The 24,279-nt window shown below is 35.2% G+C and carries 16 protein-coding genes; 1 reads left to right on the forward strand and 15 read right to left on the reverse strand.

The features are described from left to right. From BCR21_RS08470 to BCR21_RS08480, 3 genes are all read right to left on the reverse strand, one after another. The coding region (locus BCR21_RS08470; protein ID WP_139125637.1) for a restriction endonuclease subunit S at window positions 1-683 on the reverse strand (683 nt) is incomplete at its 3' end. Further along, entirely contained in the window at window positions 680-2,269 is a 1,590-nt protein-coding gene (locus BCR21_RS08475) for a type I restriction-modification system subunit M (protein WP_069646042.1), read from the reverse strand. The genes BCR21_RS08470 and BCR21_RS08475, both read right to left, overlap by 4 nt. Before the next feature lie 49 nt (window positions 2,270-2,318). Continuing rightward, entirely contained in the window at window positions 2,319-5,303 is a 2,985-nt protein-coding gene (locus BCR21_RS08480; protein ID WP_069646043.1) for a type I restriction endonuclease subunit R, read from the reverse strand. Between the two features lie 581 nt (window positions 5,304-5,884). Between BCR21_RS08480 and galE the strand changes: the two genes are divergently transcribed. Continuing rightward, window positions 5,885-6,880, forward strand: a complete 996-nt coding sequence (galE, locus tag BCR21_RS08485) for a UDP-glucose 4-epimerase GalE (RefSeq protein WP_069646044.1) — start codon at window positions 5,885-5,887, stop codon at window positions 6,878-6,880. An 83-nt stretch (window positions 6,881-6,963) separates the two neighbouring features. Here galE and BCR21_RS08490 read toward each other — a convergent pair whose 3' ends face one another. The 12 genes from BCR21_RS08490 to BCR21_RS08545 all read right to left on the reverse strand — a co-directional run bounded on the left by BCR21_RS08490 (window position 6,964) and on the right by BCR21_RS08545 (window position 24,150). After that, on the reverse strand, window positions 6,964-7,209 hold the full coding sequence (locus BCR21_RS08490; protein WP_069646045.1) for a helix-turn-helix transcriptional regulator: 246 nt from the start codon (window positions 7,207-7,209) through the stop codon (window positions 6,964-6,966). 416 nt (window positions 7,210-7,625) lie between these two features. Next, window positions 7,626-7,982, reverse strand: a complete 357-nt coding sequence (locus BCR21_RS08495) for a DUF2200 domain-containing protein (RefSeq protein ID WP_069646046.1) — start codon at window positions 7,980-7,982, stop codon at window positions 7,626-7,628. Window positions 7,983-8,138: 156 nt separating this feature from the next. Then, window positions 8,139-9,308 carry a M20 metallopeptidase family protein gene (locus BCR21_RS08500; RefSeq protein ID WP_069646047.1) on the reverse strand — a complete coding sequence of 390 codons (1,170 nt, stop codon included), beginning with the start codon at window positions 9,306-9,308 and terminating at the stop codon, window positions 8,139-8,141. Between the two features lie 15 nt (window positions 9,309-9,323). After that, window positions 9,324-10,523: an MFS transporter gene (locus tag BCR21_RS08505; protein WP_069646048.1), complete on the reverse strand. Its 1,200-nt coding sequence runs from the start codon at window positions 10,521-10,523 to the stop codon at window positions 9,324-9,326. 727 nt (window positions 10,524-11,250) lie between these two features. Continuing rightward, entirely contained in the window at window positions 11,251-12,111 is an 861-nt protein-coding gene (locus tag BCR21_RS08510) for a class C sortase (RefSeq protein ID WP_069646049.1), read from the reverse strand. 22 nt (window positions 12,112-12,133) lie between these two features. Further along, window positions 12,134-13,999 (reverse strand): SpaH/EbpB family LPXTG-anchored major pilin, encoded by a 1,866-nt coding sequence (locus BCR21_RS08515; protein WP_069646050.1) that lies wholly within the window; start codon window positions 13,997-13,999, stop codon window positions 12,134-12,136. Further along, window positions 13,996-15,534, reverse strand: coding sequence for a SpaH/EbpB family LPXTG-anchored major pilin (locus tag BCR21_RS08520; protein ID WP_069646051.1), 1,539 nt, complete (start codon window positions 15,532-15,534; stop codon window positions 13,996-13,998). Before BCR21_RS08520 ends, BCR21_RS08515 begins: the two co-directional genes overlap by 4 nt. Continuing rightward, window positions 15,524-19,291, reverse strand: a complete 3,768-nt coding sequence (locus BCR21_RS08525; protein ID WP_069646052.1) for a SpaA isopeptide-forming pilin-related protein — start codon at window positions 19,289-19,291, stop codon at window positions 15,524-15,526. Before BCR21_RS08525 ends, BCR21_RS08520 begins: the two co-directional genes overlap by 11 nt. 574 nt (window positions 19,292-19,865) lie before the next feature. Next, on the reverse strand, window positions 19,866-20,912 hold the full coding sequence (locus tag BCR21_RS08530; protein WP_069646053.1) for a hypothetical protein: 1,047 nt from the start codon (window positions 20,910-20,912) through the stop codon (window positions 19,866-19,868). A 24-nt stretch (window positions 20,913-20,936) separates the two neighbouring features. Beyond that, window positions 20,937-21,638 (reverse strand): response regulator transcription factor, encoded by a 702-nt coding sequence (locus tag BCR21_RS08535; RefSeq protein ID WP_069646054.1) that lies wholly within the window; start codon window positions 21,636-21,638, stop codon window positions 20,937-20,939. 13 nt (window positions 21,639-21,651) lie between these two features. Continuing rightward, a complete protein-coding gene (locus BCR21_RS08540; RefSeq protein WP_069646055.1) occupies window positions 21,652-23,112 on the reverse strand; it encodes a sensor histidine kinase in 1,461 nt (486 codons plus the stop codon). 81 nt (window positions 23,113-23,193) lie between these two features. Further along, the gene (locus BCR21_RS08545) at window positions 23,194-24,150 is read right to left on the reverse strand and encodes a DUF4822 domain-containing protein (RefSeq protein ID WP_069646056.1); all 957 of its coding nucleotides are present in this window, start codon (window positions 24,148-24,150) and stop codon (window positions 23,194-23,196) included. Window positions 24,151-24,279: the final 129 nt, after the last annotated feature.

Below are 24,279 nucleotides of genomic sequence, written 5' to 3' on the forward strand. Positions count from 1 at the left end.
ACAGGCACTTTATCACCATTTTTAGGAAATATCTGCTGTAAAAATCCTTTTTTCATCTGTTTTAGAGTATCTAACTTACGTTGATGAAGAGCGATAGCATCATCGATAGACTTAAAGAAGGCGCCAATTTTTTTCTGTTCTTCAATGCTTTTAGGAAAAGTTACAGTTGTTTTTTGCAGATTTCCTTTACTAATTGATGATACTTTTGTTCCTTGAATTAATCGTAAAAGCTGTCTATGATAAATATTAGAATTAATATAATATCCTAGAAAATATTTTGCTTTTTTTTCTTTTGGTCTAGCTACAATGGTATGTAGACCAGCAACAAGTTTATCACTACCAATACCATTGACTTCCACAGCTTTACCAACTGTTTCATCTTCAGCAGCATCAGCAAAAATCAAATCACCATTTTCAAGTAAGTTAGATCTATATTTATCTAATAATCCATTTGTGATATATGGAATCTTATCATGTTCGACTTCAAGAATAGAAGTATATCTAACTAAAATATCACCATAGTGAACACTCTTGATATCTCCTTCATCATAATTCAAATGTGCTCTAGATAAAGAATTCGTCGATACAGGAAAATCAAAAGATTCTCCCAACTTACGCTGTTCCCAAGCGTCAGAAAAGCCGTCAAATCGAACTACAGGAACGTTTCTTCCCACATATTTCATCGAAATACCGCCTTTGTAGCTTCGATTATGTCTTTTGTATCAGGAGTAATAGCTAATTCGTCCAATAATGATAGGAACTCACTTTCGGCCCTTTCAATTTCAGAATTCAATGTAACCATTTCTTTTCCTAATGCTATCATATCAATAGGTTCTTCTTCTTCAAAAGTATCCACATACCGAGGAATGTTTAAGTTATAGTCATTCTCTTTGATTTCATCTAAAGTTGCGATATGAGAGTATTTTTCTATTTCTTTACGATTCATCACAGTATCAACAATCTTCTCAACATCTTCTATACGTAATTGATTTTGTTTTTTCAATTTTTCAAATTCTTTACTTGCATCAACAAATAAAATATCTGATTCAACACGGTTTTTTCTTAAAATTAATACACAAACTGGAATAGATGTATTTAAGAATAGTTTGTCTGGGAAACCAATTACAGTTTCAATCTGATGTTTATCAATTAGTGCTTTACGAATACGACCTTCAGCAGCACCGCGGAATAATACACCATGCGGTAAAATAATCGCCATACGTCCACTATCCTCTAAGTGATACAAACAATGCAACAAGAACGCATAATCAGCTTTTGTTTTGGGTGCAACACCATACTCACGCCAACGCAAATCATCTTCACGATCTTTGCTATCCCAATGAGACGAATATGGTGGATTTGCCATTACAGCATCAAACATTCTTGGATTATCTTTCCCGTCTACAACACCATCTGGCCAGTCGCTTTCAAGCGTGTCTGCATGATTAATGTTAATGTCGTTATATTCGACACCATGCATCATCAAATTCATTCTTGCTAAACGATAAGGCGTTGCATCTTTTTCTTGACCAAAGTATTTAATCATTCCACGTTTATGCGAATTTTCCATATAACTTGCTGTTGTAAGTAACAGTGAACCCGATCCAACAGTCGGATCATAGAGCGTGAAAGTTTCTCTATCTTCTCGACTGAATGTTAAAATTCGAGCCATTACATCAGAAATTTCTTTTGGTGTATAGTATTGTCCCATATCAGATGCTAATACAGTGGCAAATTGTGCCACTAAATACTCATAAATATCTGAAACAGTGTCCTCGCTACCAGATAAATCAAATTCAGGAGCTGATAACAGCTCAATCATAGAAATCATCACACTGGCACGAGCTTGAGCATTAGCACCTAAATCAGCACTATCAAAACGCATGCCATCAAATATACCTTCAAAATCATTTTTCGCAGCTAATGCGATTTGTTGATTGAAATGACCGAATGTATCTGTCATCATCCCAATACTAAAACGATCTTCATCAATTGCTTTTTTCCAATTTGAAAAGAAATCATTTGGTTGAATTGCATAACCAAGATGCTTTTTCATATACTCCAAAGCCTTAGCAGAATCTTGAGAATAAACACTTCTCCATGTTTCGCCGCGTAATACACCTTCTAACCAATGTGTGGCCTTTTCAGATAAGTATTTATAAAATAATATTCCAAAGATGTAATCCTTATATGCAGTTAGCCCGATCTGTCCACGTGTTTGATTAAGCATCGCCCACATTTTTGTTTTTTGTTCTTTTGAGAGTGCCATTAAGATGATTCCTACTTTCTCTTATATTTTAAATAATCGTCTAATTTTTTTACAACGAGTTAAAAAATGACATTAATGCTTCCTCGAAGTCTGATGCCCCAAAGAACCCAATATTTTCTTCTTCTTCAATTTCATGCACAATACCTGCAAGTTTAGGATTATCAATAAGCGTGTGTCCAGGCAAAAATAAATCAAATGCTTCTACAATTCGGTTTCCATTAACATCTTGATTGGCTGCCCAACGACGAATCTTCAGTTCCCGACGTTCAGTACGATATTTCTTGCGTGTATTTTGAAGTGATTCAGTTGTAAAGTGTTCATTAATTTCACCAGTTTCGATATCATCCACAATCTCCTTGATTTCTTGGCGGCTTTCATCATCCATTGGTGTAATATGTTTATCGATTGCTTCTTTATTTGTTTCAGACTTATTATCCATAAACGTATTCAATAGTTCCACTAGCATGTCGTAATCAATTATTTCATGGTGGTAGAATTCAATTCCTATTTTGATTTCCGTAAGATCAGGACGTTCGCCCTCTGGCAATTTCTCCCTAGAATCATTTAACCGAGCTTGTAAAGCACCAAATTCTTCAATACTTGAAATGTCAAGTCGAACCATCTTTCCAGTTGGTTCACGATTTCCGTCCAACTCTTCAATCTCACTACCGAGTTCGTACCCCTGTTGTACCAAGCGTTGAATTTTATTTTGTGTAGCTAAACCAAGATTTACAAATTCTTTTAAATCATTTTGACCACGAGGAACTTGACTAAAATCAACGTCTGCAAGTTCTTTTAATCTTGAAATCGCTTCTTCTAAATCATTTATTTGTTGGCTTTGCGGTTTAGCTAAAATATCATCATCCTCTAGCTCTTTAGGAGGTTGCTTCTCTACATCTTCTTCCGCTTCTTGAAGGGTGTCATTTCCTCCTCGTGTATAGATACGTAATGCGTTTTCAACAAATTCTTGCATTTCGTCCCCTTGACGATAAAAACGTACTTTTCCGTGAGGTTTACTGTTGAGATTGAATGCTCGATTAGTCCTAGACATCGCCTGAATGAGCATTCCTTCTTTTAGCATTTTATCCATATAAATCATATTGATAAATTTTGAGTCGAAACCAGTTAACAATTGATCTGAAACAATCACTAAATCTAGCCTATCTTCATCTTTACCTTGGTTATATGGCTTCTTACGAGCCAGTCGTTTAGTGATATCTAACATATACGCTCGGGTTGGCGATTTTGCATCTAAAATACTTGGTACATTGAATTTTTCTGTATATTCCTTGATTGCTTTCTTTAGCGCTTCGTTTTGCTCTTTAGTACCAGATTCATTAGATTCATCATGAGAAAATGTCATTGCTATATTTAATTGTGGTGCTTTCTCTTTAAAAATATTATAGTAATGCACCACAGCCTGCTTGCCAGACACCGCTAACATTGCTTGAAAAGCATTCTCTTCACGCCTGCCTGCATTCAATGCACCACTTGAAGTTTTTTTCCAGTTATCAAGAATATCTTGTACTACTTCTTGACGATAAACATCACTTTGATAGACTTCTTTTTCATAGTCTTTTTCAGAGAAATTATCTTGAGGATGCTCAATAACCCAATGAGGTTTGAAATACGTTACATCAAATCCTAGGACATTTCCGTCGCCAATTGCATCTTTAATTGTATAAGTATGCAGACGCTTACCAAAAATATCGTGTGTAGATATATCACGAGTTGTTTTCACATCGTTGATTTCATCACTATAGAAATTAGGAGTTCCTGTAAAACCAAACCATGTCGTTTTTTTGAACGCTTTTTTGATTAACTGCACCGAGTCACCACTCGCACTTCGATGGGCTTCATCCATAATGATGACATTCCAGTCATCATTTTCTAACCCACGCTTAACAGCTTTTGTTAGTCCTTGAACAGAAATTAGTAATATTTGTGATGCACCTTTATGTTTTAATTCTTTCTTTAATTCCTGACCGTTAACTTTTTTAATACGCTTTTTAAAATGCATATAAGCGAAATCTTTAAAATTATCAAGAGTTTGATCAATCAAGTCCACACGATCTACGATGAATAGCACATTCCGAATTCTAGGGGCTGATGCTAACAACTGAGCAACTTTAAAAGATGTGACCGTCTTTCCTGATCCAGTTGTGTGCCAAATATAACCACCTTCCTTTTGAACAAGACCACTTGCTTCCATTTCTTTCATACGCTGGATAATTTCTCGAGTTGCTTGAATTTGGTAACTACGCATAACCATCAAATTGTCGTTTGATGCATCAGGAATCATATTAACCGTGATTAAGCGATGAAACGCAGGAATTCCCAATACTTGATGAGCAAACTCAAAGGCATCTGTGACGTCTTTATTATTTTCATCACGCCAACCAAACACAAAGGTTTTATTATAATGTTCAAATGAGTTTGGTCGAGCAAAATAATGAGCTGAATGTTGGCTCATTATAAATTGAACTTGTACAAATGCAAATAAACCTTCGTACAAACCATCACCATGGTAACCCTTCAACTGCTCAAAAGCACTCCATTGATTTTGTAAATGTTCATCTTTTTCCTCAATATGTCCAACTGGAATTCCGTTGATAAGCAGAGCTATATCAATAATTCGTTTCGTCGTCAAACCTTTGGGCAAATCGTCAAATCTTACTTGAGTGACAATTTCATAGCGAGATCGCCCACCTCCAACATCATCATAAAAGATTTCAACTTCTAGACTAGACCCATCATCACGAGTAATTGGGATAGAGCCCACTCCACCAGCACCTACTAATAAAATTTGAGCGTCATAAGGTGTACGTATGCGTTGTAACTCTTGAAGTATCAATCCAAATTCAATATCAGATAACGGTATTCCGTTTAGCTTATGGGCGTTCTTTTCATTTAAAATATCACGCCAATGTTGTTCGATTTTTTTTATACTGACGTTGGAGAAATCCTTGAGATAAGTCCACCCCACAGATTCAAGCTTTTTAATTAAAGCCTCTTCAAATTTTGCTTCTGCCAATTAAATACTTCCTTTCATTACTTTATCTAATATTTGCTGTAAATAACGCTTTTTGTCTTCTGTTAATAGTTTTAACTTACACTTTACTACGGCTTAAGCATACCATAAGTAACTAATCAACGACAACTTATTAACTAGACTAACCTTTAAGTAACGTGATTGTTTTCCGTATTGAAAAGATTCTAGTTTATATTGTAAGTATTCACAAAAAATAGCTGACAATACACCAATTGTTTTTGGGCTATAGATTATTTATATAAGCATTAAAAGGTAGATTAGCTTCCCAAAATTATTTATTTTTTTCGAATACTTTATCGATGATCTTTTTTTAGAACCATCTAAATTCTCATAATCTTCCTTAGAATTTTCAAGGCAGCACAACTTATACATCACCAAAAAACTAAAAAAGGTTTTTATTTAAACTTTTTTAGTACTTGTTTTTTCAAGATAGATCTTAATTTATTAATGATTTCATAACTACAAGTGCTGAATCTATGCATATAAATTTTGATAACTTATAATGAAAGCAGATACAACTATTTTTTTCAATAAAGGACTAGCTCTTAATTCAGGAGGTTACCATGAATATTTTAGTCGTCGGAGGAGCAGGCTACATCGGCTCACATATCGTCAAACAATTAATAGACTCAAACCACAAAGTCGTCGTTCTAGATAATCTACAAACAGGACACGCCAAAGCTGTAACCGAACCAGCAATTTTCATCAAAGGAAATGTAAAAGACAAACCCTTACTTAGAAATCTTTTCACCGAGACCTCCTTTGATGTTGTGTTTCATTTTGCCGCTAATTCGTCTGTAGAAGAATCCATGAAAGATCCTTTACTCTATTTCGATAATAATGTTTCAGGTCTGATAACTCTTTTAGAAGTCATGAATGAATTTGCTGTAAAAACGATCATCTTCTCTTCCACCGCCGCGGTTTACGGAGATACTTCAGAAAAGGTAATCACAGAAGATAATGAGACCATCCCTAAGAATCCTTACGGGGAAAGTAAACGGATGATGGAAAAGATCATTCAGTGGTGCCATACTGCCTATGATATCAATTATGTCGTATTGCGCTATTTCAATGTGGCTGGGGCTGATTTATCTGGGGCAATCGGTGAAGATCATCAACCCGAAACCCATTTGATTCCTATCGTCTTAGAAGTTCCTCTAAGCAAAAGAGACTTTATTACCATTTTTGGAAATGATTATGATACGAAAGATGGGACAACAGTCAGGGATTATGTTCATGTGGTGGATTTAGCTAATGCTCATTTATTGGCGATGAATTATTTACTAGAAGGAAAAGAAAGTACTATTTTCAATGTCGGCAGCTCGACGGGTTTTTCAACATTGGAAATTATTAATAAAGTCGAAGAGTATACGCAGAAAAAGATCCCTGTAAAATACGGCAATCGTAGAGAAGGTGATCCTCATTCTTTGATTGCTTCAAGTAAAAAAATCGAATCGGTTTTAGGTTGGAAACCTCAATACACTGATTTAAATTCAATCATTGATAGTGTCTGGAAATGGCATACGACTCATCCAACTGGATATGAAAATGACGTCTAACCCAAAAGAAAGCCTGCATGTAAGAGTTATTACACTCACATGTAGGCTAGTTCTTTTACTCTTCAACGTTTAGCTAACTCTTCTTATTCTAAAGAATCATCCGCCTTTTCCACTACTTCACCGACCTGCAAATCTTCCCCTTTTAAAATTTCATCAAGAGAAAAATCAAAAAAGAAACTTAGTTCAACCAGAGTATCAATATTGGGATAAGATTTTTCATTTTCCCAACGTGAGACAGTTTGTCTTGTTACATGAAATTTTGCAGCAACTTGTTGCTGAGTTAAATTCTTTTGCTCTCTGCGGATTTTCAACAATTTTCCAATTTCCATAAACTATCTCCCTACCTTCAAAACGTTTTTTATGCATAAAATTTTCTATAGCTCTACACACAAAAAACTACGTAACAAGTCCATTTAGCCCTAATTCTACCATTTGATTTGCCGAGACATTTACTTCATCAAAGAAGCTATTTACTCGACAATCGTAAAAAATGTGTTCCTTCATGTTTGTCCCTCCTGTCGTTGTTATTTTAAATATCACATATTAAGGCGAATTTAAAAAGCAATTTCAATGTTACGTCATCTTAGTTATTATCACTTTTTTTTATTTTTTTCATACCTTAAGCAATTTATATCAGAATTCTCAACACATTTAAATAGAGAAAAAGCCCTATCAAATATGATTGCTAGATGCTTTCTAGCTTAAAATGATAGGACCGTTTCTAAAAATTATTTATTTTTATTAGTTATTTTCTCAATATTTTCTCCATTGCTTTTCCCTTAGCTAATTCATCGACCAATTTATCCATGTATCTAATTTTCTGCATTAACTCATCTTCTATCTCTTCCACACGATAACCGCAGATCACACCTTTGATCATTGAAACATTGGGATTTATCTCTGGTGCTTCGTCAAAGAACGTTTGAAAATCGACTTCGGTCTCTATTTGTTTTTTTAGTGTTACCTCATCATAACCCGTTAGCCAAAAGATGATTTCATCGACTTCTGCTTTCGTTCTACCCTTTTTTTCTACCTTTTTAATATAGAGCGGGTAAACACTTGCAAAAGACATTGTAAAAATTCTAGGTTTTTTCGCTTCCATTTTAACCAATCCTTTTTTAGGTATTTTAACTACTTGGTCTTAGTATACCGCTCTTTTGGTGTAGATTACATTTTAATGTTTTGGTTTTGTTCATTTAAGAATTTCATTGAAATAAAAAGAACCTTAACGTAATTGTTAAAGTCCTTTCTCTAAAATTTATCCTTGTCCCAGAATATCCAAAATAATCTGGGCGTGCATCCCAGAACCTACTGGGAAACAGTCTTCCATTATTTTAAATTTTGGATGATGATTCATATATCCGCAATCTTCTGCTGCTGTTCCGCCACCTAAAATAAAGAAAGAGCCTGGCTTTACATCCGTATATGCTGAGAAATCTTCGCCACCCATCATTTTAGGGGCTTCAAACATTTTCTCTTTCCCTACAACTTTTTCAGCGGCTGCTATTACAAGGTCAGTTGCATCACTATCATTATTTACTTCGCTATACCCAAGTAAATAATCTAACTCATACGTCGCATCGTGCATCTTACAAACACCATCAATAATATCTTCAATCCGTTTTTTGATAAACACACGAACGTCTTTATTATTGGTGCGGACGGTTCCTTGAATTTTTGCTGTATCAGGAATAACATTCGCTGTTATACCAGCATTAAACTCACCAATGGAAATTACCGCATTATCAAAAGGACTGATGTTTCTTGAAACAATATTATTTAAATTGTTGATGATTTCTACACCGATCATGATTGGATCTACAGAAAGCTCTGGTGTTGATCCATGGGAGCCTTTTCCTTGGATTTTCAGTTTAAAGACATCAGAAGCTGCACTAGCTGGTCCTTTTCTTGTACCGATCATACCAACTGGAACATTTGGAGCGATATGTAAGCCAAAGATCATGTCGACATCATCCATGATACCCGCTTCAACTAATAATTTTGCACCACCTGGCGGTTCTTCTTCTGCTGGTTGGAAGATAAATTTCACAGTACCAGCAATTTCATCTTGCATCTCTGTCAAGACTTTAACTGCCCCTAAAAGCATTGCTGTATGTGTGTCATGTCCGCACGCATGCATCACACCAGGATTTTCTGATGGGAAATCCACGTCTGATTCTTCCATGATCGGTAGTGCATCAATGTCTGCTCGTAATGCAATTGTTTTACCAGGTTTACTGCCTTTTAAAATAGCAATTACACTGTTTTCTGTTAATGTACTGACTTCTAAATTAGGAAATCCAGTCAAGATATCTTTAATATATTTAGCTGTTTCTACTTCATGAAAAGATAGTTCCGGATGACGATGTAAGTGTCTTCTCCATTTAATCATATCTGTTTGAGGCATTTGTTCTTGAATGTTAGTCATGTTACATCTCTCCTTTTACTTTTGTTTAATAAACATAATCGTTACAGCTGTCAGTAAGCCCACTACTAAAAAGAAGATAAATGTTGAAATATATTGGCCGTTCGATACTTCAACAAGCTTTCCAATAACAGTCGGCGAAACAAACCCACCTAAAATTCCTCCAGTTGCTAGTGTTCCATAACTTGGTGCAAATTTTGCCCCATCAAAAATTCTTAGTGGAATACTCATCATCGTTACAAACGAAATAATCAAGAAGAGGTTTGCTAAGCCCATGACGATTGCTAATAAAACTATATTTTCAATATAATACGAGCCAAATGCTGAAATAGCACCTAAAACTACAGTAATAGCGACAATTGTTTTTTCCGCGTGCTGGAAGTATTTTCCAACGACATAACTACCGCCAATCGAACCAATCAACATGAACAAGCCGCCTACACTACTAACTATAGCAGCACCATTTAAATCCAGCCCTCGTTCTCCAGTCAAGAAGCTTGGTAACCAGTTGGACAAACCGTATAATAAGCTGTTGATAAAAAATGTACTCAGGAATAAAATCCATACTCGAATATCTGACCAAATCACAAAAATTGAAATTTTATCCGTCTTAGTTGCAATTGCTTGAGTTTTTTCTTTTTTCTTTTCATTTCTAGGAATCGCTAAAATTAAGACAATGGCAATTACAACTGCTAAAATAGTTAAAATAAGATAAGCATTTCGCCAGCCTGTTTTTGTAATAATAGGTGACAAGGCCAACGGACCAATAAAACTTGCTACTCCAGAAGAGGATAATAAAAGTCCTTGGGCAAATGTCCGTTTTTCTGGTGGAAAATTCATAGTAACTTCTTTGCTAGCTGAAGAAGCATAGCCTGAATGAGCTAATAATCCAGTTAAAAAACGAACCGATACAAACATGATCAATGATGCACCAAAACCAAATAGAAACGCAAATAATCCCATTCCTAAAACCGATCCAATCAAAACCATTCGTGATCCAACTTTATTGATTACTAGTCCCATGGGAATCTGCATAATTGCATAGCCAAGGAAAAAAGCACTCATGATCATTCCTTTTGCTGCTGGATCTAACCCGTATTCAGTGGAAATTGGAATCAGTGAATACCCTACTGAAAGCTTATCAATATAAACCATTGTATAGCCTAAAAATAATGCGATCAGCAACAACCCTGTTCTTTTTTGTTCCTTCTTCTCCATAAGTCCCTCCTTAAAATAATAAGCAGAATGAGCTCGATAACATTAAAAGCATACTAGACTCGCTCTGCTTCGTCTGAAAAATAGGAAAAATCGAAAGTCGCACTTTTTGCGACAATCCATTTTTATCTTTTTTCTAAGAAGCTAGCCCGCGTAGTTAGATAATATTAAAAATACATGAAACCCATTCCAGCAAAATTCCATTCATTTCTATAGTATAGTCTATTATTCACTTAAAAAGAAGAGTGAAATGAGAATATCATGAATAAACAATTAATTATAATGGAATCAAACAAAAGAAACAACTAATAATAGTAGCTTCCTCAATTATCTAAACTTCTACATTCATAAATATTTAATTGTATATTCTTTAACAATAAATTCCCCTAATTCGATTTCTTCTTTGAGTAATTTTATTAACTCTTTTGATGTGATAAATTTATCTTTTTTTCCTACTAGATAAACCTACAACTGGATTAAGCACAAAGCTATTCAAGCATTGCTCACTGTTTTTGAAGGAAAATCTGCTGAAGCAGTAAATGATCAAGCATCAATTACAGAGATGTACCTATAATTTTCAACTATGAACAAAAAGTGAGTGGACATAACTCTCCGAGTTATCCCCCACTCACCTTAATTTAAATAAATGGCAGAACTAGAAGCAGCTTCAAATTCCGCTTTTAAAAAAAATTATATTTCAGCATTACTTTTTCAAAAATATTGAAAAGTTTTAAGTCGAGAACTCTTCGTTTTTCTTCTGTGACTTTCGTTTTTTTCTGATAAATAGATAGATTATTAGAATAATTAAAATGAGTACACTTAGAAGGATATACCCTGACCTTATTTGATTTTTCGTAGATTTTTTTAGGTCATTTTCGATCTTCTCAGTATATGGTACTCGATGCCCCCGAACTAGTAACCTATGAGAATTTACCATAAATGGTGTACATGTCAATAATGTGACATAATCTTTTCCATCAACAACTCTAAGTAGCTCCGTATCATCTGGTTCCACTACACGTATCTGATCAATCTTGTACGCGTGCTTTTCTTTAGCTATCATAATAACAAACGTATCTTCTTTTTTTAGGTTAGGCAGATCCGTAAATAGTTTTGCCGAAATTAAGCCTCGATGCCCTGTAATCACAGAATGGGTGCCAGCACCACCTATAGGATACGAAGTTCCTTCCAAAAGACCTGCTCCTTTTTCTAATAAAAGATCGTTCGTTCCATTAAAAATTGGCAAACTTACATTGATTTTAGGAATATCAATAAAGGCAATTGTATGCTTCTCTAAATAGCTTTTCTCATTGACTTTTTTCTCGCTTTCTTTTTCGGAGAATGGGTCACTACCGATCTTTTGGCTGTTTGCTTCTTTTAATAGTTGTTCGTTTTTGGCTTGCCATTTTTGTTTTGCTTCAGCCAGCTCTTTTGCATTTTGCTGATTAGCTTGCTGTTGATAAAATGTAATTAGCTGGTTATCCAGATAATTGTTCAGCTCATTTGAAATAAAGGGATACAAGACAAGAGCGAGTCCACCTACAAAAAATACTGCGATGAAAACAGAAGAAATTCTGACTCGCTTGTTCACTGTCTTGTCCTCCTTAAAATTTTCATTTGTTTGGTGTCAAATCTTTTCTTTTTAAATACCAAACACCAGAACCCATCATCGCTGTAATCCCTAATCCAATGATAAGATATATTCCCATACCACCTGTAACAGGCAAGGTTCCTTTGTGTTTATTAATGACATTTGTTGATAAGATATTTTCACCATCATAATAGGAATTCGCGTTAACAGTAAATTTAACCCGTGTAGATAGCTTTACATATCCTGCCGGTGCAGTAACTTCTTCCAACCAATAGTCCCCTGATTTTAGCCCTAAGATATCAACTATTCCTGTAGCATCCGTCACAAATTCAGTTCGATCAGCAGTATTTGCAGTCCACTCTGATTTCGTTATTAGTCCGCCCTCTGCGACTTGTTTTAAATAGCTAGCTGTATCAGAATCAGCAGATCTAACAACAAATACTGTGCCAGCTAGTGGTTTATTATTTTGATCCGCATCAACTTTAATAAATCTTTTACCATAAGTTAATACCGGTTCCGCTGTGGCTGTGGCTGTTTCAAAATCAGTAGTAACCACAGCATTGTTTTTATACGCTGATTGAAGAGTAACATTTTTATTTAAGGTCATAAAATAAGTAAATACGATCTCATTTTTGCCTTTTAAAAGTTCTTGGAAGCCATCATTCAATTTCACTTCAAAGCCATTGGTTCCAGGGGTTAATGTATATGCACTACCTGTATATTGTGAGCCATCTACTTTTATTTCATATTCAGCATTTTCAAAACTTAACTGGCTGTCGTGAGTATCTTTAATCTTAAATTCTTTGTAACGATTAGTTCCATCGCTCAATTTATCTGCGATCCCCAATGGAACTGGAATCGTAATAGTATATAGAATTTTTTCCCCAATGTTAAAGTCATACCCACCAGCAGTATTTTTTCCTGTTGATTTATCAATACTGATTCCATCATTCAATACAGCTTTTTCGTCAGTAAATGAAACATTCCTGTTTTCTGCATCAATTGTAAACGGACGGTTAACTGTCTCACTGTTAATGATTCCATGATTTGTTGGAGCAACTGTTTCAGTAAAATAGTAGTTGCCAAATTCTAATCCTTCTGCTTGAAACTTACTATTTGTTATTACAAACTCTTTTGCTTGTGCAGCGTTTGTTGTCCAGTCTACAATGCCATTTGCTTTTAATTCTTTATAATATTCTGTCCCTGCTACTCCATAATTACTATTTCGATGAATCACAAATTTAGCGCCTTCTACAGATTTACCTGCAACCGTTGATTTTTTTTCTACTTCTAATTTCCCTCTTAACACAACGTTTTTCGGATAAAGATGAACCGTTGTTAATTCCACATCGCCATAAGTAAGACTTCCTGCTTCAGTTCCCACTATTTCATATACTGGAAATGCCACAACCAGGTTTGCAGCTGTATCAACGCCTGCTTTTGGTGTTTCAACGATCAAATATACAGCATTTTTCCCACCAACGACAGATTCTAAGTTAAAGGAAACCTCTCCAACTTTTCCATCAACTGTTGCTGTTGTTCCTGTGCTAACTGGTGTTTTTGTGCCCACTGTTGTGGTTGCCACTTGCGCTTGTGCTTCTTCGACTGTTTTACCTGACGCAACTAAGGCATAAAATTCTGTAGAGATATCGTAAACTTTAAATTCAATCCCATTTAGTCCTTCCACTGAATCAAGTGCTACCATTAATTTCCCCGTATTTTGAACAGGTGTCTGCGCTTGTGAAAATTTCTTTTTGTGTAAAATAACTGTTCTTGTGTCTGCTGCCTCAGCTTTTATGAATAATTGTTCCCCAAAACCAACTAAAAATAATGTTGCAAGAAACAGTGTAACTACAAATTGAATGTGCTTTAAATTCATCTGTTTCATTTCTTTCTCCTCCTTATTAAGTAAACGCTCGCTCCAATAATGATACACATACCAATAATTACCAAACTAGTTGAAACGATTTCTCCCATCTTAGGAAAATCAGTTCTTTTTGGTTTAACCGATGTTTTGGAATCATCACTACTTGTCGTTGTGACTTTTGCATTCATAATCTTTAATGGACTTACTTTTTGATTTCCTAATTGATAAGCTCCTTCTTCCATTTTGAAAGATACATCTTTATCTAACAATTTATAGCCTACTGGTGCTTTTATTTCTTCCAATAAATACGTTCCATAACCTAGCCCTTTAACCACGAAATGCCCTTCTTGATCTGAAGTAACTTCATAGCTACCAGTCTTATTCTTTTGCCAGCTGTATATGTCTTTATCTCTGACCAAGTATTCTCCTTTCATATTTTTGACTAGAAAAACGGCATTTTCGAGTCCTTTTTTTTGATCATCCATATCCGATTTGATAAAATTTTTTCCTGCTGTTGTAACTGGTAATGCTTCTGCTACAAGTTCTGGCAGTTCAATTGCATTTAATACCCTAAATTGATTGAATAACGTCGTTAATCGAACGACATTTTTATAATAAATATCTGGTTCTGATTGCCCGTTTAACACCATTTGATATTCTACTTTTACAGAAGCACCAGCATTTATATTATTTTCTCGTAGTTTGTCCCCTGTTATTTCTAAAGTCATTTTATTTGTGGTTTCGTCGACTGTAAAAGTGAACAATGATGTAAGGTTTACTCCATCAAGATATATTTGAATTGAATCCGATACATAATCTAGTGGCGCATCATAAATATCTGTCATTTTATAGCTAGCTAGGTAGAAGATATTTTCAGGAATTGTACTATCAATTACATAGTTTATTCGCTCACCATACGCAAAATTTTGTTTTTCTTCATTTAATTTCTTATTCAGTTTAATGTGCTCATTTAATCTACTTTTTGGATATAAATGTATAATCGACTGTTCATCACCACTGGACTCGTTCGGCAAGCCCACAACAACTGCCGTAAGTTTTGTAGTGTCTTCACTTAAAGGTGAAAAACGTTGATGAAATAAGTAAACCGCATATTTTTCTTGTCCATCTAATATCACTTTTTCAGCTAGAGAAAATGTAGCAATCCCTGCACCAAATGTAGGATCATCGGACGTTGTTTTTTCTGCTCGCTTATTTGATTCGTTCATTATTTCCTGTGCAGTTTCTTGCAGTAATGTTAAAATTTCTTCATTCGTTTTCCCTTCAGTCGCTAGTTGCCAATACTCTTTCGTTACGTCATAAACCGTAAATATTGCGCCATTGATTCCTGTAGAGTCCTTCAACAAAGGTGAATCTTCCTCTAATTTTTCTGAACTTTTAATAATTGGCAGCTCGTTTTTATTTTGATAAACGCGTTTGTGAATAACAAATGTTTGTTCATTTTCAGCAGCTTGAACGTGTTGTCTGAATCCCAAACTGACAATCAACAGCAAACAACTGACTAGCCCAAGAGCAAGAAATCGTATTCTAGCTTCCATGTCCGTTCTCCTCCTTCCTACCTCGTACTTGGTAGATAAAGATGCCTAAAGACATGGCTGCAATACCTGACGTAACTACTGCATAAATTCCTGAACCACCGGTACGCGGTAGTGGTCTTTTAGGATCATTTGTTACAGTATACTGAATGGTGTTGTTTTCTGTTCCACCTGTCAACGAGACAGCTAATTGACCATTTTGAGCAGTTAGTACGGTGCCGTTGTAATCAATCACAATATTTCCATCTGCTTTGACTTGAATTGTAAAGGTACCTGTAATCGGTAGATAACCTTTAGGTACAGCTGTTTCTTTAACCGTATAGTTTTTTGCCGGCTCAAGAGTTTGGGAGAAATTCACCTTTCCATCTGCAGCAGATAGTTGTTTTTCAAGTACCATTCCATTCTGATAAAGTGTGAATTCTGCTCCTTTAATTGCTTTTTGGGCATTATCAACTGCCACTTTATTTAATGATAACTTGAAGTTCTTTAGTCTGTTTGTGACGATTGCTCCCGTCGGTAATCCCTGTACAATAAATTCATTAGCCCCAGTTTTATCTTTTGTAACAACTAAATTCAAATCACCAATTAAACTATAGCCATTGACCGTGCTTATTTCCCTTAGCGTATAGCTCCCTGGATAAATATCGTCGAATAGTACCGTTCCATCAGTAGCAGAAGTTGCTTCTTTTACAAGTTGACTATTTTGTAATAAAGAAAATTTCACTTGACTTAATGGTTTTATTCCATCATTCCCAACTTTCTTAAATGTAAATTTTCCTTTTTGATAACGATTCACTAATGTAAGATCTTGACCTGTTAATTTAAACATTTCAGCATTGATGCCTGTCATATCATACGTTTTCCCTAGTGCAGTATCCGTTGTTTTTGTGACTACTACTTTGAATGCTGGAATTGGCTGGTAACCACTTGGTGTCGTCACTTCAGTAATCGAATGTGTACCAATTGGTATTCCTGTAAATGTGACCGTTCCAGCAACATCAGAAATTGCTTGGACTTTTTTACCGTTTGGAGCAGTTAGCTCAAAGGTAATGTTAGGTAATGGTGTTTGTCCATCATGTCCTACTTTTTTAAAAGAAACACTTGTCGTTAATAACGTATTTGTTGCAGTCAAATTCTGATCTGAGTACACCGGGGGACTATAGCCGTTCGGAACTGCATTTTCAATTACTTGATAGGTATATCGTTGACCAGTAGCATCAAATTTTTCAAGTCCAGAAAATGTTGTTTCTAGTTGATTTCCAGTTGCCGTTGGCTGTATCGTTAAATTTTTCCCATCAACATTTTGATAGGTTCCTGTCCCTGCGGCTCGCTGTAATTGCAAAGTAACAGGTGTCCGTAAGCTCCATGTATTGTCAGCATCTGACCAAATTTTTTTGACTTTAATACTGGTCAATCCTTTATAACGAACAGAAGGAATTGCAAAATGTAGTCGATTGGTTGTGTCATATGGTGGACCCGTCGAGGTCGTTCCATTCTCCAAATACGTAGCAGCATTTGCTTGTTGGAATAGCCCTGATTGATAGGGCTCATTTAATTGCACTTGATAGGAAAAGCGAAGTCCTTCGTTTTTCCCTAACATAATTCCTTGCCATTCCAATCCTCTATTTCCAGCTGACTTAGTCAACGTAACAAATTGTTTGGGATTGGTAGCTGTTGTTCCAGCCCAGGCAGTGTTTCCTGTTGCTGTTACCGAAAAGGAATCTATTTTCGGTTCTCCCACTAATGACACTGCATTTCCAAGCGGATCTACCACGTGAGCTGTTTGCACTGTTTTAACTATATTTGCAGCAATATTTGAAAAAATAGTGACTAATTGTCCCTGAGTGTCTGCGCTATAATAATTGTTGACATTTTTAGCTAAATTCTTCAAAGTGTTTCGGCCCATGACTGAAATTTCATCTGTACCACCAATTCCTAAACCGATACTATAAAGTGAAATATTGGCATATTTAGGATCTTGATTAAACAACCAATTTGCATGTCCCAGTGTATAAATCATACCCAGTTTTCCATTTCCATCACCTGAGTATCCTGTTCCTAACCATTGATACCCGCCCCAACGATAATCATACTGGGTTTTGCCATCAGCAGAAAGAGCTGGTAAGCCAGTGGTAGAGACAAAACGGTTTGGAAATTTTTCATTCGCAGCAATTGTGGTTCCGTCATAATTATATAAAGGTCCTGCACTAACACCTGGGGTCGTTCCGTTATTCGTCGCTAAATATTCTCCCCAAGCTGTATAAGCTCCTACTGGTGGACCTACTAAACGACTGCGAACCTCAACTGGTTTATAAAATTTTGTTGGTGCCCCATCACTTAAAAACACCATAATTTTCTTAGCAGCAGCTCTAGATCCTGTACCATATAATGCGGTTAGTCCATTAGTTAGACCTAAAGACGTTGGCGTATATCCAACTGGATTCCTTGTTAAAACTGTACTGTTATTGATCGTTGTAGCAGTCGCGGTCAATGCTTCTGTTTGAGAATATGGTGTTCCGCCATCACCGTCACCACTCGTTGAGCCATAATTAACTAGTCCGATTTTTATATCTAAACCAGCAGTCAATAAACTATTAGAAAAATTTCGGACAGATGTCCTTAACTGTGTATCCTTCGTCTCACTTCCGATTGATTCATCCATACTCCCAGACTTGTCTAAAACCAAGATAATATCGATAGGTACTGTGACTGTGTTCACATCTCCAATCACTTCTAAATAGATATTAAAAAGAGTTGGATCGGTAATAACATTATTCTGATCTCTAGCCGGTTCAGCCCATTTTTTTAAATAGGCTCCTGAATATCCGTGATAGCCAGTTGTAAAATCTAATGTTTTTCCAGTCATCGTAGGATGTTTTACAATCGTGGGGCGATCTCGGCCTGTAATTAAAGCTGTTGTATCAAGTTGGCTGTAGTTATAATTTCGAACTTCTGTCCCTTGATTTATCCCATTGTTATGCCCTTGATATTTCCCTAAAGTATCTGTTAAGTATGCAAACGGGTCTTCTAGGCTCACATTTGTGAAATAAGGTTCTATTTCTGCTAAAATTGATTGACCTTTTAAAGCGGGAAAGACATTCTCATCTATCGGCAGCGTAATTTCTGGTAAACGAAGTGATTGTTCTGTTATTTTGTTATATGTTTTAGACTCACTTTCTGATTCTTCTCCACTTATAATCGTTGCTTTTTCTTGGTCATTACTTGTCTCGTTCCCAACGTTTTCAAGAGGCTTAGGCGTAATCACAAAATGGCCTGCTGTTTCCCCGTCAATAACAACCTTTTCATCACCATTCTCATTAAAGGATGACAGCTTAAGTTCAATAGTCAACTTTCCATCTGCTCTTCTTTCGTTTTTTTCCGTAGTAAATTCAAAAACATAGCTTGCTTTTTCTTTTGATTTTTCAATTTCTTCAAATCTATTTTTTTTATTAACGAAAATAGCTTCCGGTGTTGCCAACATTATTGGAGCCTCCAAAGCAGTCCCTTCAGTATAGATTCCGATTGAAAGACTTCTATTTGACAAATTTGCTTCTTTTGTCACAAAAAGCTTCCATGAAATCGTTGCACCTGATTCTACATACTCAACTCTACTAAATAAGTCTTCCGAGTTAATTAATTCGACTTCTTCAAAAGAATCATTTTTTGAATCCGCTTGTGAAGTAACAGATAAAAACAATGGCATTAAACTTATAAAAGCAACTAAACATATAAAAATTACATAATTAAACTTTTTTATCATTTTTTTGCCACACTCCCCTCAGTTCAAATAAATAATAATTATATATATCACAATCGTACTTCATTTATTATTTTTATACAATTTTTTAAATCTAAAAAAAATCTTTACTAACACAAAAAAATATTGATTCTTTCTTTAAAACACAAATAATTATTTCTAGGTTTTAATAATAAAACAATTTTACGATAACATTTTTTACATTCTCAAAAACCACATTAGTGAATATATTCACTAATAACATTGAATTTAGTTTATATTATAGTAGATCTCTAAAAATCGATGTTTTTTAAGAAAACTAAATATTATTTAAAGATTGAAATAAATTATATCTTCTATTTAAATACTAATTGTTATATAACATTTTTTTCTATTTCATAAAAATTAATTTGGATTGATACTTTTAATGATTTCTAAAAAAATTACTCTATTTTTTTCAAAAAAATTTTATTTGTTGTATTAATTATTTCTAAGTGATTTCAATTTATCGACACGTAAAAAAGATAAAGAAATGATTTTTTCAATCAGTTCTTTATCTTTTTTACTGTTTCAATAGGTCTTTTTTGTGTACATATAGTTAAATATTGATATGCTTAGCTAATTTTTGATAAAATTCGAATGAAGGATGCTTTGCCAGTTCACTATTTTCAATCGCTACAGTCTGCTTATCAACAATTGCTTTGGTCAATGTATCTGAAAAATCCACAAAGTCATTATTGGTTTTTTCATTATAGGTTAAAGAATAATATTTTGATTGACGATAATATTGTTTTAACGAATCAGCAGTAATTTTTTCAGGTTGATCTGCAAAATATTCATCATAGCGGGCGCTAGAAATTTTCCCATCTGTCACGGTCAACTGCAATCGCCCAATCAAACCATCGCCAAAATCTTCTGCATAACCAATGTACCTTGTTTTAGACGGCTGCCTTATTTCATCTGATAGTTCTGCAGCAATCGTCATTAAGCCTTCTCTAGCAGTCGTTGAAGAACCTTTAACAGTTTCAAAATTACCCTCAATGCGATTCTCTTCACGCATTTGTTTTTCTACAAATGTGATCCCATTAACGACCGTCACCAAAGTCGTATCTGTTCTTGGATTTTGTGCTTGAAAAAATGCATAGTCAGATAAACGTTTATTAGCACCTGCATATTTTGATTCGTAATAATTCTCAGAACCATATTCATTAAATTCAACATTAATGATTTTACTTGTATCATCAGTGATGATCTCAACGATTCCTTTATTACCGACATCAAAATAACCTTCGTTTGTATAATAATTACCTTCGATCAAGCCAAGTGGCGGTTGGTTTGACCAGAACATTTTCTTTAGTTTTTCTTCATAGGTATACAATGGTTTTGGGTTAGAGCCAAACGTTGTCTGGGTCGCTCCTGTAACGACGTCATAGTTATAAGATGTATTCTCAAAGCGAACATCATTAATAGGCCTTTCTTCTGACGCTTCACTCGATTGGATAGCCTCTGATGACGAGGAATTAAAAATTGCTGCTCTAGAGGTCTCACTAGATTTTGCTGTATCTTTTCTTTGATCAGGTTGGCATGCGGACAGGCCAACACCAGCACTTAGAAATAACAGTGCAAGTAAATAACTTTTTTTCATAAACGCTCTCCTTTAGTTGGCTTTTTAGGCATTAAAGCGATACCCGCTCCCCCAAATTGTTTCGATTGGAATTTCGGAGAGTTTGCCTTTTTTTAGCTTCTCTCTGATTCGTCCTACATGTACGACGACGGTATAAATATCACTATCAAGCTCATCCATATCCCAGACTTGACGGAACAGTTGCTCTTTCATCCAAACTCGATTTGGGTGTTCCATAAAGAACAGTAATAAATCAAATTCTTTTGTAGTAAAAATAATTTCTTCCCCTAATACAAAAACCCGTCTAGCACTTTTATCGATCATGATCTGACCACTTTCTAAAATATCATTGGCCGGCTCAGATCTTGTTAATAACTGATAACGTTTGATATGCGCTTGTACCCGAGCGACTAACTCACTTGGACTAAATGGTTTCGTCATATAGTCATCTGCGCCTAAACCAAGTCCGCGCACCTTATCTATATCTTCTTTTTTAGCCGAAACGATCATCAACGGAATATTCTTCTTCTCTCTAATTCGGCGACAAATCTCAAAACCATCCATTGAGGGCAACATGATATCAACCACGATCAAATCAAATTCTTCATTTAATGCCCGATTCAAACCCAGTAGCCCGTCGCTAGCAATTTCTGCTTCCATATGATTGATCTCTAAGTAATCTTTTTGCAATTCGGCAATGCTAGCATCATCTTCAATTAGTAAAATTCGTGAGACTTCATTTGACATTTGGCGTTCCTCCTCAGGCTTTTTTTAATAGAATCGTAACGGTAGTTCCTTGGTGAAGTTCACTTTCGATCATAACTTGACCTTGATGCATATCGATAATTTGTTTAACGATTGCAAGGCCTAAGCCGCTGCCGCCTGTATTCGTTGGACGAGCTTCTTCTCCACGATAAAAGTGATCAAAAACATAAGGCAACTGTTCAGTTGAAATACCTTGTCCATTATCTGATACCTGAACCTCTACCATTTGTGACACATTTAAAACCTCAATTTGAATCGAAAGTACACGATCTTTGGCTTTGAATTTCAGACTATTTTCAATCAAGTTGATAAACACGCGATTTAATTGCATACGATCCGCTAACACATAACTAGTTGGCTCCTGATTGATTAATCGAAGTGACACTTGGTTATCCTGTAATTGAAATTCTTCAATAATATGCTTTAAAAAATCATTAATATTGATCCGCTCAAAATGAAAAGGGATCGCCTCTGCATCTAATTTAGAATAAAGAAATAATTCTTCAATCAATTCATTTAAAGAAATCGCTTTGGTGTGAATCGTTTGTAGATACCTATCTCGTTTTTCAGGAGAATCTGCTACACCATCTAATAAACCTTCCACATAGCCAATGATTGAGGTCATTGGTGTTTTCAAGTCGTGAGAAATACTAGCAACAAGCTCTTTACGATTGTTTTCGAGTTTGACTTGTTCTTCGGTTGATCGAATCAAGGCTTCCCGCATTTTTTCAAAATCATTTGTCAGTTGTTTTACTTCCATTGCAGTTTGCTTTGTTGGTTCATTGACCGACATTTCCAAATGACCATTACTGATTTCCGACATTCCAGCACCTAAATTTTTTAACGGACGAATAATCGTTTTCTTCAACAAATGATTGAAAAAAAGTAATCCGCCAATAGACACAAGTAAAATTGTCACAATGATCAGAACGCCCCATTTTGTCATAAATTCCAGAAAGTTATTTTCTTTCTTTAAAACTAATAAACTACCAGGCACTTGATCGTTAAAATAAAAATCAAATTTCATGTAGCGATACAAGCGTCCAGCATTATCGATCGTTCCTCTTGTTTCAATGTTGTTCGCATCAAATTTAGGAAAATGAACGACCAATGATTTTTCTACCAAATCTTGTGAATAATAAGCAATTGCTTCTTGTTTACGCACCACTACACCCAATGATTCCGCTTCAAATTGCTCAATGGTTTTCTTTAACTCTCCACTAGGTGCAAGTAGTTGCTCTGGATCAGATTTGGCTATCCCTCGTAGTTTGATATAAGCTAGCTCTTCTTCTGGGCTTAAGGAACGTTGTTGTGTAAATGTTTTATACAAAGTTACAGGACTAGATATTTTTCCCGTTGTTACATAAAAAACAATGGAGATGATTGAAAAAAGTGATAAACAGGCAATTGCAATCCCGCCAATATATGAAATGAGAAATCGTTTTTTTATTGTCATGTTCTTCTCCTTTACCTTATTTACACGCGAAAACAATTGGTCTGCTCAAATCAATCAACTGCACTTTTACTGGATGCTTTTTTAGAAGCTAAATTCTGGTTTGAATTCTCCAGTATAAGGTTGATGCTCAACGAATACGGTGACATCATTGCCAGCTTCATCTTTGCCCATTCGTTTATACGTAAATTTTTTGTTGTTAAGCTCCGTTAACTCAAGTGCTGTGCCATATTTATTTTGACCGATCGATACATGAGCTCGAATCTTGTTATGATTCAAGACATCGAAGTAACCGAAATCACCACGACTAACGCCAGTTTCTAAGTTGAAAAATTCGTATTTATTGGTATCAGCCGCAAATTTAGCTAAACTGATAAAATTTTGATTGAATTCTGTTATATCGTTGCCAGCTTCATCGACCACTTTTGTACCATTCCATAAAGTTTGGGCTAATAGTTCAGTTCCTGACTGTTTCGTGTCGATTGTTCCAGTTGTTGTATCTAATGGTTCTTCTTTTTCAGTAAACGTTAACGTCTCTTTATTATAAGGGATATGCTCAACAAATACATCTACTTCATTTCCTTCTTTGTCTTTACCTTTTCTTGTGTAAGTAAATTTTTTAGTTGTCAGCTCGGTAAGATCCACGACTGCTTGATAGTCCATTGTTTCTGAAATCAAAATTCTTTTTTTACCATCATTTGTGATAAAGAACGTGCCCAGATCTCCTCTACTTTCACCTGTTTGTGCATCAAAAAATTCATAACGTCCTGTTTCTGCATCATATTTTGCTAATCCGACAAAATTCTTATTTTCAGCAGTCAGATCATTATTCTCTTTATCATATACTTTTGTTCCTTGCCAGTTAGTTTGACCTAAAATTTTATTTAATATGTCACCGTTGCTTTCTTTCTTATTATCTTTGGATTGTTCTGTTTGTTGTTTACTTTCTTTTGTCTTTGGAGTTTCCTGTGTTCCTACACTGCATCCTGCTAGTAATAATAGTAAACTTGAAATTCCTACAATGATTTTTTTATTGTTCATAATTTTCCCCTCCTATGATTGGATAACACTTCTGCTTGCTCCCCTTATTATAAATAGAGGATGTAAACAGCTGCTAACGAGAAAATAAACAAATTATAAACAATTCTATAAAACAATTAAAAATGAACT

Source organism: Enterococcus ureasiticus, assembly GCF_001730285.1.
Lineage (GTDB): Bacteria > Bacillota > Bacilli > Lactobacillales > Enterococcaceae > Enterococcus_L > Enterococcus_L ureasiticus.